Annotated in this window: 11 protein-coding genes; 2 read left to right on the plus strand and 9 right to left on the minus strand. The window is 69.6% G+C overall.

The window, feature by feature from the left end:
• Positions 1-40 precede the first annotated feature (40 nt).
• A complete protein-coding gene (locus ACVTJA_RS37565) occupies positions 41-1561 on the minus strand; it encodes an endo alpha-1,4 polygalactosaminidase (RefSeq protein WP_465827405.1) in 1521 nt (506 codons plus the stop codon).
• 184 nt (positions 1562-1745) lie between these two features.
• On the opposite strand from ACVTJA_RS37565, the gene ACVTJA_RS37570 reads away from it, so the two are divergent.
• Complete coding sequence (locus tag ACVTJA_RS37570) at positions 1746-2540, plus strand: glucose 1-dehydrogenase (protein WP_465827406.1); 795 nt, start codon at positions 1746-1748, stop codon at positions 2538-2540.
• Between the two features lie 22 nt (positions 2541-2562).
• On the opposite strand, the gene ACVTJA_RS37575 is transcribed toward ACVTJA_RS37570, so the two are convergent.
• Complete coding sequence (locus ACVTJA_RS37575; protein ID WP_465827408.1) at positions 2563-4968, minus strand: protein kinase domain-containing protein; 2406 nt, start codon at positions 4966-4968, stop codon at positions 2563-2565.
• Positions 4969-5181: 213 nt separating this feature from the next.
• On the opposite strand from ACVTJA_RS37575, the gene ACVTJA_RS37580 reads away from it, so the two are divergent.
• A complete protein-coding gene (locus tag ACVTJA_RS37580) occupies positions 5182-6549 on the plus strand; it encodes a DUF2254 domain-containing protein (protein ID WP_465827409.1) in 1368 nt (455 codons plus the stop codon).
• Between the two features lie 12 nt (positions 6550-6561).
• Here the strand turns inward: ACVTJA_RS37580 and ACVTJA_RS37585 are convergent, their stop codons facing one another.
• The 7 genes from ACVTJA_RS37585 to ACVTJA_RS37615 form a co-directional block, all read right to left on the minus strand.
• Positions 6562-6753 carry a hypothetical protein gene (locus ACVTJA_RS37585; RefSeq protein ID WP_465827411.1) on the minus strand — a complete coding sequence of 64 codons (192 nt, stop codon included), beginning with the start codon at positions 6751-6753 and terminating at the stop codon, positions 6562-6564.
• 185 nt (positions 6754-6938) lie between these two features.
• Positions 6939-7862, minus strand: coding sequence for a DUF2381 family protein (locus ACVTJA_RS37590; RefSeq protein ID WP_465827412.1), 924 nt, complete (start codon positions 7860-7862; stop codon positions 6939-6941).
• Positions 7863-7962: 100 nt separating this feature from the next.
• On the minus strand, positions 7963-9927 hold the full coding sequence (locus ACVTJA_RS37595; RefSeq protein ID WP_465827413.1) for a serine/threonine protein kinase: 1965 nt from the start codon (positions 9925-9927) through the stop codon (positions 7963-7965).
• Between the two features lie 197 nt (positions 9928-10124).
• Positions 10125-10844, minus strand: coding sequence for an alpha/beta hydrolase (locus ACVTJA_RS37600; protein ID WP_465827415.1), 720 nt, complete (start codon positions 10842-10844; stop codon positions 10125-10127).
• A gap of 352 nt (positions 10845-11196) precedes the next feature.
• Positions 11197-11739 carry a hypothetical protein gene (locus ACVTJA_RS37605; protein WP_465827417.1) on the minus strand — a complete coding sequence of 181 codons (543 nt, stop codon included), beginning with the start codon at positions 11737-11739 and terminating at the stop codon, positions 11197-11199.
• Between the two features lie 91 nt (positions 11740-11830).
• Positions 11831-13390, minus strand: a complete 1560-nt coding sequence (locus ACVTJA_RS37610; protein WP_465827418.1) for a hypothetical protein — start codon at positions 13388-13390, stop codon at positions 11831-11833.
• 147 nt (positions 13391-13537) lie between these two features.
• Positions 13538-13888 carry a hypothetical protein gene (locus tag ACVTJA_RS37615; protein ID WP_465827420.1) on the minus strand — a complete coding sequence of 117 codons (351 nt, stop codon included), beginning with the start codon at positions 13886-13888 and terminating at the stop codon, positions 13538-13540.
• Positions 13889-14020: the final 132 nt, after the last annotated feature.

The following is a 14020-nucleotide window of genomic DNA, read 5'->3' on the forward strand; positions in this document are numbered from 1 at the left end:
GCTTTTGAAGGATGCTCCGGGTTGGGCCGAGGGCCCTGCGTTACTGCGGGTCCCACCCCGCGTTCACCGTCATCCGGTCCAGCGCGCGGACGCTGACGTAGGGCACGAAGCCCGCGGCGCGGGAGCGCGTATAGGCGTCCGCCACGTGCGAGGCCTGCACCGCGTAGTCGGTGGTGAGCACCAGCTTGCCGGCGGCGCGCACGCGCGCGGCGTTGGTCCGGTTCTCCGCGCACCAGTCCTCGCTGCACGCCACGTCATCGGACCAGTACAGGTCCTCCATGCCCAGGCCGTCGATGGCCGCGAGGTAGCCCGTGGAGTCGATGAGCTCGGGCGAGTTCTGGGGCATGACCTTGAAGTTCGGGTTGCGCGCCTTGGCGTACGCGTTGATGCGGGTGATGAGGGCGACCATCTTCTTCGCGAGGTCATCGCGGTTGGTGCCCGCGGCGTTGGCGGGAATCTCCTCGTACGTCACCACCATGTCGAGGTAGCAGCCGGTGAAGCCCGCGGCGAGCGCGCGGTCGATGCGCCCCTGGACGATGGGCCACCAGCGCTCGTCCCAGTACTTCACGTACTGCTCGTCCGGCCACCCGTCCACGGGGCCGAGCTTCAGGTCCGCGGGCACGTCGGGCCACTCGGGGCGGTACTCTTCAATCGCGCCAATCTCGAAGTACGCGAGCACCTGCTTGCCCGTGGCCTTCACCGCCGCGATTTCGTCCGCGCGCCAGTAGTCGCTGCTGCCATCGCGCGACAGCTCGATGATGGCCAGGTCGAACTTCGAGCCGGCAATCTGGTCCAGCTTGCTGTTGGCGTAGTTCGTCAACTGATAGGTGAAGCTGCTCACGCCCTCCCACGGCACGGGAGTGCCCGCGTCAGTGGACGTGCCGGCGTCGGTGGGCGTACCCGCGTCAACAGGAGTGCCCGCATCGGTGGGCGAGCCCGCGTCAACAGGCGTGCCGGCGTCCACCGACGTGCCGGCATCGCCGCCCGCGAGCTGCACGCGCACCACCCACAAGTCGAGCAGCGACGCGTCGGCCGAGGAGTCGGTGCGGTAGCGAAGCTTCACGGGCCCGCCGCTCAGGAAGCGGCCCACCGGCGAGGGCAGCGCCAGCGACGTGGCCGTCCACTTCCAGGAGACGGCGAAGGCGTTGTCGCCCACCACCACCCAGGCGCCCGCCGCGTAGTCCCACGCCTCGAACACCCACCGCATCTCCGACTTCAGCGGGCCACGGTAGTTGATGCCCAGCTCCGCGGCCTGCACCGTCGCGGCCGTCACCCCCGCGGGCAGCGGGTAGCTGCACGTGGCCGAGGTGTTGGGCGAGAACTCCACGTACTCCGCCCACCGGTCCTGCGTGCCGGTCAGCGTCTGCGTCGCCAGTCCCGCCACGCCCTGCCCCGAGCCGATGGAGCCGCGCTCCACCTGCAACGTCGCACACGTGAGCGTCTGGGGATTGGCCAGTACCGCGCCCTGCTGGTCTCCGAGGACCTCCGTCGGTGAAGTCCCACCGCACGCTGCGAGCACGGCGAGCAGGACCCAAGACACCCGGGCGAAGACAACTCTCATATGGGGGCTCCCTGATAGAAACGCGGCACCGGGAATCTTTCCGGCACGCGCCGTTTACTGCGGCGGGCATAGAGCACTCACGCACGGCGGCTTCAAGCTTTTCAGCAACTCGATTGCATGACCACACGGGACGCGTGTGGGCCGAGGCACGGCATCCGCAATCACATCGCAGAGGAACAGGCACATGGGAATGCTGACTGGGAAGGTGATCATCGTGACGGGCGCGAGCTCGGGCATCGGCTTTGGCACGGCGCTCACGCTCGCCGCCGAGGGTGCGAAGGTGGTCGCGAGTGCGCGCCGCGCCGAGCAGGGCGCGAAGCTCATCTCACTCATCCAGGACAGGGGTGGCGAGGCGACGTGGGTGAGCGCCGACGTGCGCGTGGAGAGCGACGTGCGCAACCTGGTGCGGGCCACCGTGGAGAAGTACGGGCGGCTGGACGGCGCGTTCAACAACGCGGGCGCCGGCATCATGAAGCCGCTGCACGAGACGACGAATGACGAGTACTCCCTGCTGATGGACGTCAACCTGCGCGGCACCTTCTGGTGCATGAAGTACGAGCTGGAGGCCATGCTCGCCAGCGGCGGCGGCGCCATCGTCAACTGCGCGTCGGTGGGGGCCTCGGGTGCGCTTCCCGGGATTGGCATCTACAGCGCGACGAAGGCGGCTGTCGTCTCGCTCACGCGCGGCGCGGCGGTGGAGTACGCGCAGCGGGGCATCCGGGTGAACTCGGTGAGCCCCGGCGTGGTGGAGTCGGAGATGGCCACCACCGGCTGGCGCCTGGATGACCCGCAGGGCCGCGCCTTCGCCTCTGGCCTGCACCCGATGAACCGCGTGGGCAAGCCCGACGAGGTCGCCCATGCCGTGGCCTTCCTCCTCAGCGACAAGGCCTCGTTCCTCACCGGCCAGGACGTCGCCGTGGACGGCGGGCTGCTGGCGGCGGCCAACGGCGCCACGCTGATTCTGAACGCCCCGCGCTGACTTCAGCGCCGCGTGGCCTGCTTCAGGCGGACCAGATGGCCTCGACGCGGGCGCGCACCTTGCGCCGCGCATCGGTGAAGCCGGGCAGCGCCCGCAGCAGGGCGAGTGCCGGGCAGCGGTCCATCCACTCCAGGTCGATGAGCGCCACGTCCGCCGCCCGCTGGAGGTAGCGCAGCGAGAGCTCCGTGTCGCCCCTCACGCCGAACTCCTCCGCGCCGAGCTGGCACAGCATGGAGGCGAAGCGCGGGCTCAGCCGACGGGAGAGGAATGCGTCCAGCTCCGCCGCCGCGGTGGCCACGTCCACCTCGCCCAGCACGACGGTGCAGTAGCTGGCCGCGAAGCCCGCGATGGGGTCCAGCTCGTCGCTCAACTGCGTGCGGCAGCGGCGGACCTCGTCGAGCTCTCCACGCCACGCGGCCACGCGCATGCGCAGGGTGAGCGTGGCCAGTCCCAGCAGCGGCTGCGCCTCCAGCCGCTCCAGGCTCCAGCGGTAGCCGTCCGCGTCCCCACGCAGCGCGCTGCATCGGGCGACTTCGAGCAGGCAGACCACGAGCGCCGGCTCCAGGGCATAGGCGAGCTTCAGCCGCTCCATGCCCTCGCCGGCCCGGCCCGCCTCGCACTGGAGGTTGCCGAGCGACTGCAGCGCCGGTGCATACGTGGGCGCCTGGTCCAGCGCGCCGCGAAGCGCCACCACGGCGTCGCGCCAGCGGCCCTCGTGTGTCGCGAGGATGGCGCGCGCGAGCTGGGTCTCCACCAGGTCGGGCGCCAGACGGAGGGCGCGCTCCAGGCTGCCCCGGGCCAGGGCTTCCCAGTCACGCTCCTTGTCCGACAGGCGGAGGAACCAGGCCCGCAGCGTCGACACGGCGTACAGCGCCACCGCGGGCGGGAAGTCCGGGGCCACGGAGAGGACGTGCTCCAGCGGGGCGATGAGGTCATCGCTCATGCTCCGGGGCGTACCGCGCTGCTGGGCCAGCACCTGCCGGTAGAGCGTCAGCGCCTCCTCGGGCACGGTGTCGCGGTACGCCACGAGGAGCAACTCGTTGCGCAGCGCCTCCGCCATCCGCTGCGAGAGCCGGTCCTGGAGCGCGAAGACGTCATCGTCCGTCTCGTCGAGCCGGCCGCTCCAGAGCTGCGTGCCGGACGCACCCTCCACCAGCCGCAGCGTGGCGCGCACCGTGCGGCCCGCGCCCTGGAGCGTCCCGTCCACCAGCAACTCCACGCCCAGCTCTCGCCCGGCGACGCGCGGGTCTCTTTCCTGGCGGAAGCGGGCCGTCGCGCCGCTGCTCTGCACTCGCAGCCCGCGCGTGCGGGACAGCAAATCGATGAGCGACTCGGTGACGCCGTCGCCCAGCGACTCCTGCTCGCGCGGCCCCACGAAGCGCAGCGGCAGCACCGCCAGCGTCTGCTCTCCCGGGCGCAGCGGCGTGCGGGGCGTGTGGCGCTGCGGCGTCACGGGAGGAAGCGCCCTTCCCGTCGTCACGGTGCCTGGAACGGGCGTGGCCGTGGCCTCCACCGGCTCCCCCACCGAGACGAGCCAGTCGCGCAGCGCCGCCGCCACCGCGAGCGCTCCGGCGGGCCGCTCCGACGGCTCGCGGGCGAGGCAGGACAGCACGAGCGCGGCGAGCGGGTCCGGCACCTGCGCGCGCAGGCGGGGGTCCGGCGGAGGCTGGCGCAGCCGGGCGAAGGCCACGGCCATGGCCGACTCGCCGGTGAAGGGCGGCTCGCCGGTGAGCAGGTGGTAGAGCACCAGCCCCACCGCGTACAGGTCCGCGCGCGCGTCCACCTCGCCGCCCTCGAGCTGCTCCGGCGCCATGTAGAGGGGCGTGCCCACCAGGCCCTGAGTGCGCGAGGCCACCTCCCCCGCCACCGAGCGGGCGATGCCGAAGTCGGTGAGGACGACCCGGCCTCCGGCCTCCACCAGCACGTTGGCCGGCTTGAGGTCCCGGTGCACGACGCCCGCCGCGTGTGCCGCGGCCAGCCCTTCGCACAGGGCCAGGACGAGGCGCGCGGCCCGCGCCGGTGCGAGGGCGCGCTCGCGCTCCAGCAGCGCCTGGAGCGTCTCTCCCTCCACGTACTCCATCGTCAGGAAGAGTCGGCCGGAGTGCTCGCCGAGGTCGAAGGTCCGCGCCACGTGGACATGCGAGACGCGGCGCGCGAGGCGGACCTCGCGGCGGAAGCGCTCCAGCCACTCGGGGGCCGGCGTGGGGCCCAGCTCCAGCACCTTGAGCGCCACCACGTCGCCCACCAGCGTGTCGCGCACGCGGTACACGGCGCCCATGCCACCGCGCCCCACGAGGCCCAACATCGCGTAGCGCCCGGCGAACAGCTCCGTGTCTCCCGTCGCATCCGCGACGGCGGGCCGAGGGGGTGTGAGCAACGTGGCGTCGGTGCCGCCGGGCGGCGCGGGGGGATTGTTCTCCTCGGACAAGGCGCCCGGAGTGTAGCCCTCCCCGTCCTGGCGCGCCCGGCAATCTCCAGCGTGGAGCTCTCTGAGCGCGCTCCTCATATGCGTCGCGTCGCGAGACCCGGATTTCGAGACCAGACTCGGGGTGCGAGATGTCGCGCCCGGCTGGCTGCCCCGGGAGCGGGCATGAGGCCATCTGCTGCTGCCGGAGCGGGCGGGCATCCCTAGCTTGAGCCCGTGGCCTGGCATCCCCATCGTTCGCTGCTGATGATGCGCGGTCGGGCGCTCGCCAACCGGATCGGGGAGAGCCTGCTCGTCATCCCCGGCTTCATGGTGGTGGGGGCCATCCTCCTGGAGCTCTTCGTCGCGCGAGTGGACCGCTCGCTGGACGCGGCCTCCCTACCGCGCTTCCTGCGCCTGTCCCCCGAGGCGAGCATCCAGCTGCTCAGCACCATCGCCGGTGCCACCATCACCACGGTGGGCGTGGTGTTCTCGCTCATCGTCGTGTCCATGCAGCTCGCCAGCGGGCAGTTCTCCCCGCGCGTGCTGCACACCTTCTTCCGCGAGCGGCTGGTCAAGGTGGTGGTGGGCCTGCTCGCGGCGGTGTTCACCTACTGCGTGCTGGCGCTGCGGGCCCTGCCGGAGAACCTCGGCGAGAAGGCATCGGCGGTGCCGCACCTCACCGTCGACGTCGCGGTGCTCCTCACGCTGGTGAGCGTCTTCGTGCTGGTGATGTACCTGCACCGCATCGCCCGGCGGCAGTACGTGGGCGGCATCATCGCCGCCATCACCGACGAGACGCTGAAGCGCGTGGACGAACTGGCCCGGGATGCGCGCGCGCCTGGTGCGAGGCAGGCGCCGGACGTGTCCGGGCTGGGGCCACCGCTGGTGGTGAGCGCACAGGTCAACGGGTGGGTGCAGCAGGTGTGCACCGCGGGGCTGCTCGAAGCGGTGCCTCCGGGCAGCGTGCTGCGGCTGGAGACGCGCGTGGGGGCATTCCTCGCGCGGGGCATTCCGCTGGCCACCATCTGGCCCCATCCCGGCAAGGAGGAGACGGTGGCTCGAGCCATCCAGGCGTCCGTCGTGGTGGGCGACCGGCGAACGACGTACCAGGACGTGGACTTCGGGCTGCGCCAGCTCACGGACATCGCGCTGCGCTCGCTGTCCCCGGCCGTGAATGACCCGACCACCGCCATCGAGGTGGTGGTGCGCATCGCGACCCTCCTCCGGCCGCTGCTGCTGACGGAGCTGCCCGCGCAGGTCCTGGTCGTCGAGAACGGGACGACGCTGCTGCGGCCATGGGATTTGGACCATGCGGAGTACGTGCGCCATGCCGTCGACCAGCTCCGCCTCTACGCCGCGCCGCATCCGCAGGTGGCGGTGGCGCTGGTGCGCTCGCTGAGGATGCTCTGGGAGGCGGTGGAGGACGCGGACCGTCCCGAGGCGAGGAAGGAACTGGAGCGGCAGCTCGCCCTCACCCTGGAAGGGTGCGAGCGCGCGAGCCTGCTGCCCGCGGACCTCGAGACGGTGCGCGAGGCCGCCGCCCGCGTGCAGAACCCACTGTGGCAGTACCAGCACGGCCCCGAGCTGCCGCATTTCCACTGACGTGGCGGCGCGCTACCGCGAGGGCGCCGGGTCCGCTGGGCGGAACAACGCGCAGAGGCGCACGGGCTGCGGCGGGTACTTCTGCGGCAGCACCGGGCACATGATGAACGTGCTGGTCCGCGACTGGACGTAGCGCGGCGGCGCGGCGCAGCGGTGGCAGAGACTGTCAGGGAAGGGTAATGGGCCGGGCGGTGGCATCGTCATGTCGGAGGGTCTTCGTACCAGCCTTCCGGCATGTAGACGCCAATGCACAACCTGAAGAAACCGCTGGGACACCAGTGAGTGTCAACGTTGATGGCACGTGAAAGGATCAAGCGGTGCGCTTCATCCCCGTGTCGGACTGGAATGACTCGGCCGGCTTCCAGGCCTGACCTGACGCCCTCCGCGCTTCATGGGAGCATCACTCCCTGGATGATGGCCGTCCTGCCGCCCTCGGCCTCCCACAACCGCAGGGTGAAGGGGCCCCTGGCATTCACGTCCGGGGCTTCCGCCTCCACGATCATCATGAGCGTGCGACCTGGCGGAATGGGCTCCCGGGGCCACACTTCCAGCACCCTCAACTCCACGCCCTTCCTGTCCTCCAGCACCACCTTCGCGCCCTGGGCCGTCCAAGGCGCCGTGCCGTCGGGATTCTGCAAGAACACCGTCACGGCCACACGCTCGGCGGCGCGGTAGCTCCGCACGGTGCCGTTCAGCAGCAGGGCGCTCGCCGGAGAGCCCTTCGCGCTCTTGCTGTTGTCCCTGGCCTCGAATGGAGCTTCGTAGCGGAGAAGCCCCAATGCGTGAAGTCCCGCGAGCCCTCGAGGACCGGTCGACTCGGCGCGAAGCCGGGTGTTCTCCTCCTGGCATTGCCGGAGCTGCTCGTCGCGTGCCCCCAGCTCCTGGCGGAAGGACTCCACGGTGCGGGTCTGGCGGTGCACGTCCACCAGCGGCGTGGCCTGGGCGGGGTGGACGACCAGCAGCAGGGCCGCGCTCGTCGGGGCGGCGGCGTCCTGGAAGCGCACCGACAGCCGCAGCCGCTCGCCTGCCGCCAGTTGCTCGGAGGGCACCAGCTTGAGGGTGCTCGTCCCGGGCTCCGCCTGCGCGAAACGGTCCTTGCCTTCGAGCGCCAGCGAGCCTGGAACGAGCGCCCCGTCGAAGTTGACGAGCGTGGTCTGGCCCGGGCTGATGCAGACCTGGGCGGGTTCCTCTGGGACTGTCACGGGAAGCTCCACGTGCTGAACGCCCGTCTGACAGGGATTGAAAGCCGGCTCCGCGGAGGCGGGCCCGCTCAGCACGGCCGGCAGCAGCAAGGCAAGAGGCGAGACGGGCATGGAGCAGAATCTCCAGGGAGGGAGCGCGGGGGCAATACCTGCCACGTTGCCTCTACCATGCCCGGCGCGGGGCCCCGATCCAGGCCGGGCGGGGCAGGCCCTACTCGAAGCGGCTCACGGCACGGATGATGCCCACGGAGAAGACCCGGGCGGTGGTAGGAGTGCTGCCAGGCTCGAGCTCAAGCCCCCTTTTACCGCTCGTACCCAGCAACTCCATGCAGACGGGGACGGTGCGCCCGGTGTCCCTGAACCGCACCTGGGTCATCCTGCCGTAGACGCGGTCTCCGAAGACGAGCCGGCCGGAGGCCACGGAGCCATTCGGGATGTCTCCAAAATCTCTCCCAACGATTTCGACGGAGGTCCAACCCTCGCGCACGGTGAGGTACCGGTTCCCCCCGCCGCCAAAACTCCATCCCAGCGAGTCCCCCACGTCGATGTCGAGCTGCTCCATGGTCTCGACGGCGCCAGGAGGACAAGGCTCGGGAGGGGGCCGCTCGCGCACCTGGGCTCCCGGGCAGCCAATCAACGCGCAGGCCGCCGCCGCTGCCTGGAGCGCCTTGCCCGCGCGGCCCCGTCCTCCGGCAGCCAGCGGAGAAAGCTGGGTCGTCCCAGCGGGGTTCTGCGTCTTCACGGAAGCCGGCTCCTTGGGAGTCATCACCGGGAGGGCGACGGCCGCAGGGGTGTGGACCGCTCCGGGCGGGACTGCGGCCCCAGCACTTTCCGGCAGCGGCCCCGGCGGCGCCACTTTCCAGCCCGGCACCGGACCGCCTTCCTTCCGGGCGAAGGACGGCACTGCCCGTCCGCCGAAGTAGTTGGATGCCAGGACCGCGAACAGCACCGCGAGCAGGCCCAGTGAGGTCACGGCCCATGGCGAGCGCCCCGAGCCGGGGCGGCGCAGCGACGGGCCCATGTCGTCCTTCGCCAGGAGTTGTTCCACCACCGCCGGCACGGCCAGAACGGACGTGGATGCCGTTGCCCCGGAAGCCGGCGGCGGAGACGCGGCCGGAGCAGGTGACACGGAGCCGGACGCCGGCTCCTCCGTGACGGGCCGGAGCCAGCGCTTTCCCCTTCGCGGCGGAAGGTCCTCGCGGACCTGGTTGAGCCAGCCCACCTCCTCGTCCGCATCCGGGCCCGGGCGGGTGGTGATGTTGTGCGCGTCATGAAAGTCGCACAGCGGCGCGTGCCATTCCGACAGGTCCCTCGTCAGCAGTTCCTCCAGCTCCGCCACCAGGGATGCAGCGTCCGGCCGGTGCTCCGGGGCTTCCTCCAAGAGGCGCATGCACAGCGTGCTGAGTTCCTCGGGCACGCGGCCATTGCGAGCACGGGCGGCCACGAGCAGCCCGGAGCGAACCATCGTTCCGTCAGCTCCCTCGACCATGTGAAAGGGCTTCCGGCCCGTCAGCAGCCAGTACAGCACCACTCCCAGGGCGTAGACGTCGTCGGCGGGCGTGGAGCGGTAGTGCGCGGCGAGGTCCTCCCTATGCGCGCGGTGGAAGCGCCACGCCTCTGGGCTCAGGTACGCGCGCGTGCCTGGCGGCAACGAGCCACCCGTGACGCGAGAGGTGTCCTCGTGGGCCCCTACGCCCAGGTCCACGAGCACCGCTTCGCCATCCGCCTCGCGCACGACGACGTTGGCTTCCTTCACATCGCGGTGGAGAGCCTTCCCCTCGTGTAGAGCCCGCAACGCCCGAGCCACGCCCAGGATACGGCGCAGCACCGCATGCGCGGAGGGGTTCTCCATCTCCGCCCAGACGTCCAGCCGACGTCCCTCCACGTACTCCATGATGACAACGAGGAAGCGGGGCGCCTGGTCCGGCCATTCCCAGTAGCCCAGCAGCCGCACGACGTTGGGGTGCTTCACGCGCGCCAGCATGAGCAGCTCCCGCTCGCCCCAGCCGCCCCGCCCCGCCAGGGGCAGCAGCTTCAGCGCGTAGTGTTTCCCGCCCCGCTCGGCGAGGTACACCGTGCCGAAGCCGCCCATTCCGAGCAGCGTCTTCAGGCTGTATCCGCCCACGTCGTCGCCGGGCGCGGGCTCCGGTGTCCGGACTCTGTCGCGTGGATGCATGGGGTTTCCCGCGTGTCCAGACGCCTGGGAGGGCCTGGATGGGATTGACCCCAAGGGTTATACCGTGGAAGCAACCTGTCAGCATGATGCTCGCGCAGAGAACGGACGTACCCCAGCATTCCGGCACTGGTACGGCTGTGCGCGACGCTAGATGCTTCTCCCGACAACCCCCTCGGTTTCACCGCCCCACTGAGCCTTCAGCGCCCACCCGCGGAGGCCAACCACTCCACCGCCTCGCGCGCCACCTCGGGTGGAATCACGTGGCCGCCCTTGAACTCGTGGTAGCGCACGTCCAGGCCCGCCGCCTCCAACTGCGGGACGATGCGGCGGCTGCACCGGGCCACCGGCAGCACCGAGTCCTTGTCCCCGTGCGAGACGAACAGGCGCGGAGTGCCGTGTGAGTCCCTCGGCGCCGCGAAGCCCGGCGAGAAGGCGATGATGTGGCGGAACAGGTCGCCGTTGATGATGCCCAGCGACAGCGCGTACGACGCCCCGTCCGAGAAGCCCGCCAGCACCACCCGCTCCGGGTCCACCGCGTAGCGCTCGAAGACGTGCTCCAGCACCTGCTCCAGGAACGCCACGTCGTGTCCGTACTCGCCCATCACCAGGTCCCACGAAGGGGCGCGCGACTCGGGCGCCAGCAGGATGAAGCCGTGCGCTTCCGACAGGTCCTGCATCCAGCCCAGTGCGTGCCGCGCGTTGCCCCCCGCGCCGTGCAGCATCACCACCAGGGCTGCCGGCACCTCCGGCCGGTAGCTCTCCGGCACGAACAGGAAGCCGTCCCGCTTGCCGCCCAAACCCAGCGCATGCAGCCCGCGAAGGCCCGGCTCGCCCCGGGGCGCGTGGTGCTTCACGTGCAGGCGTCCATCACTTCTCAGCGTGTGCAGGGCATCGCCCCGCGGTCCATCGAATGCCATCGTCTCGCGTCCTGTGTCCCTGGTGCGTTCACACCCGGCGCCCGACAGGAGCACCGCCGAGACTGCCGCCGATACGACGCGCGGGAGCCACCTCGGGCCTGCACGGAAGGTCCGTTGCCTCATCTCGCCCCTGATTTCCCGCACGCCCGCGCCCCTCCAAAGGAAGCACCGGCAGGGTTCGGGAAGCCGCATCACGCGCGAGAGCACACGGGTGTCACGGAAGAACATCTCCCACGCGTCTGACATTCTTCGCGCGACGCCTGCTCGACTGCTTTTGGAAGGCAACGACACGAGCGCCTGCTCTGCCCGCCCCCCAAGCAGGTCAGGCACAGGAGCGCATTCGGGCGAGGAGCTAGGAACCGCGGTCAAGCCATTCGAAGAACGCCGCATGGGCTGCGACGACTTCGGCCGGAATGTTTCCGAGCGCGCGCTGAAGGCAGTAGTAGGCCTCGAGCTTCTGCTCTTCAGTCTTCGTCCGCGAAGCGAGTAGCGCGTCGAGCGGCTTCAACTTCAGAATCTCGAGCTCCTCGGTTCGCAGAGGGCGTACGCCCTGGACGCCGTGAGACACGAGCCGTGTGTCCAGGAGCGTGAGCTCAACCTTCCCGCTCTGGACCGACCAGGTGAGCCTGGCCCAGGTGGGGCCGACGAATTCCCCGTCCCGCAGCGTCCAGGGATTCATGCCTCGCGCCAGGGCGTAGAAGACAAGCGTTGGCTCCACGAGCGGCCACGTCATCGGAAACGGGTCACTGAGGCGGGTCTGCCAACCGATGAAACCCGCGTCGGCTGGATTCCCTCTCTGCGGAGCCAGCACCTCCTTCCATTTCTGCTCGGCCACGGCCGTGACCTTCGCCAGGACTTCCGTGGTGTCTGGAGGCGACTTCTTCCACAGGCTCATTCGGTTCCCATTCTTGTTCGAGCCCGTGGAGTCGTTTTGCTGGGACATGAGGGCCCGAAGGGACCCTCATGCCTGGGCAGGTACCGCGAGCCTACTTCAACGCGCTCGCTGGAATCTCGACCACGTACGCATCCACATCCGTGTCGCTGCTCGAGCCCCAGTTGGAGTTGAAGACCACCCTCGTGAAGTCGCGGTTGACGCTCGCGACCGGCGTGGTCCAGTAACCCTGGGGCGCGGAGCGGTGGTGCGCCAGGGTGTAGACGGTCGGATTGGCCTTCAGCTGCACGGCCATCACCTTGCGGTGCAGCCACTGCAGCGAGCCGCCACCGTCGGCATAGGTGCTGATCACCACCCAGCCGGGCCTGGCGAACGCCTTGCCCGAGACGTGCAACGCCGTCGCGGTGCCGCTCAGGTACGTCGTGAACAACGTCGTGCGCACTCCCGTGCGCAGGTTCACCATGAACACGTCACCCGCATTGGAGCCGTAGTCGATGGCCACGTAGACATCGTCGCCATTGGCATCCAGCGCGAGGTCCGAGTGCTGGGACGTATGGAGGAGCTGGGTCTTCGTGCTGAAGTCCCGCGAGAACGCCGCCGTGCCCAGCGCGCTGCTCCACGACACCACACAGGAGTTACCGCTGGGGGACATGCTCACATGGTCGGGACGCTCACCGTGGGTGTCGTACGTGCCCAGGATGGTGTTGGTGTCGCGGTCCCAGGTGAACACGCCCACGCTGAGCCAGTCGTCCCCGTCGACCATGAAGCACCAGTAGCGGCCGTCCGCCGAGGGAGAGCCCTCCGACCGGGTCCAGGCCGCCATCGAGGTCGGCCACCGGGCCTTCAGCCGTGCGCCGAAGTCGCCCACGACGCGAGTGGCACCCGTCGAGACGTTCAGCTCGTGGAGCTTCATGCCGAGGCCATTGGTAGGCAGGTAGTACAGCAGGTCCGGGTTCGTCGGGTGCCATTGCGGCTCCGCGTCCCCGGCGGGGCCCGACAGCTGCTTCAGGCGCGCGCGGGTATTGGCGTCATACACATGCCAGAACCCATCGAGGGCATACACCAGCTGCTTCGTGCTGTTCGCGTTGAAGGCCTGACGGCGCGAGTAGTCGTTTCGGGCAAACCCGGATACGCCGTCAGCGGTGTGGTCGGTGGCGCGCACGAGACACGTCTTGTAGGTGGGCTCCGAGACCGCCACGCCCTTGGAGGGCTTCGCCAACGTGGGAATGGCGTCAGCCTGGCGGGTGCTGGTCAGCGCGAAGTTCGAGGCATAGAACGTGGCACACGCGGGGCTGAGCGCCGGGTCGCTCGTTGGAGCAGGCTGCGTACGGCGCTGGCACGTCTTGAACTTGCCGGGCGCGGGGTCCGGGTAGAAGAAGCAATACACCCGACCCGCGGGCAACTCCCGAGTGACCCAGCTCTCACCCACACCGAATCTGACAGTCGACGGACTGGCCAGCGTGAAGTACCCATATTGGTTCGCGACCTGCTCCCAGCCCTCTTCGACGAGTGACTCGGAGCCAGGCACGGGTTCCGCGGCCGGCGGTGGAGTGGAGGTGCTGCTGGCGGGCGTTCCTTCGCCACAGCCCATCAAGGCGAGACACACCAGTGCGGCGCTCCACACCCTCACGTCGCGCTTCGAATCAGGATTCATGTCGAACTCTCCTCGTTGTCATCCGACAGGAGGACGTCCCCAGGGAATTCGACTTGCAAAACACCTACGAGAATTACGCGATTTCCCAATTCTGAGACTGCGATGTTTCATGAAACATGGGCAACAGGAGGGTGTCGTCGCGCGCCCCTATCCCGTCTTTCGCGAGGTCAGCCGAGCGGGAAACCGCTCCTCGACGCCGGGCAGGAACAGGGGCCGCCCTTTGCGAGCCGCTTGGATGGCCAGCTTGAAGTCGAGGTCGCCATAGCGATTGAGCACCGCCTGGACGAAGTACTCCCCTCTGTCCCCTTCCCCTTCGTTCGCGATGTCCGGTTCGAGCTTCTCCCAGCTTCCGCCCGGCGCGTAGACCAGGGACTTCACGCCTTTGCTCGCGTAGATGCGAGCCTCCGTCTGGAGGAAGCTCGCCCTCGCCCGGAGCGGACCGGTGGCGTCGAGGACGGCATTGCGGTCCCCGTACTGGCCGAAGAGGCAGTCGTCCACGACCACCGCGCCATCGACGAAGACTCGAGCCCCATTGCCGAATGAGAGCGTTCGGGCATGGAGCTCACCTCTGACGACAATGAGCCCGGGGAGATAATCGTCGGTCCACAGGTCGAGGTGGCCGGACGTCTT

It is taken from the genome of Pyxidicoccus sp. M6, assembly GCF_055568925.1.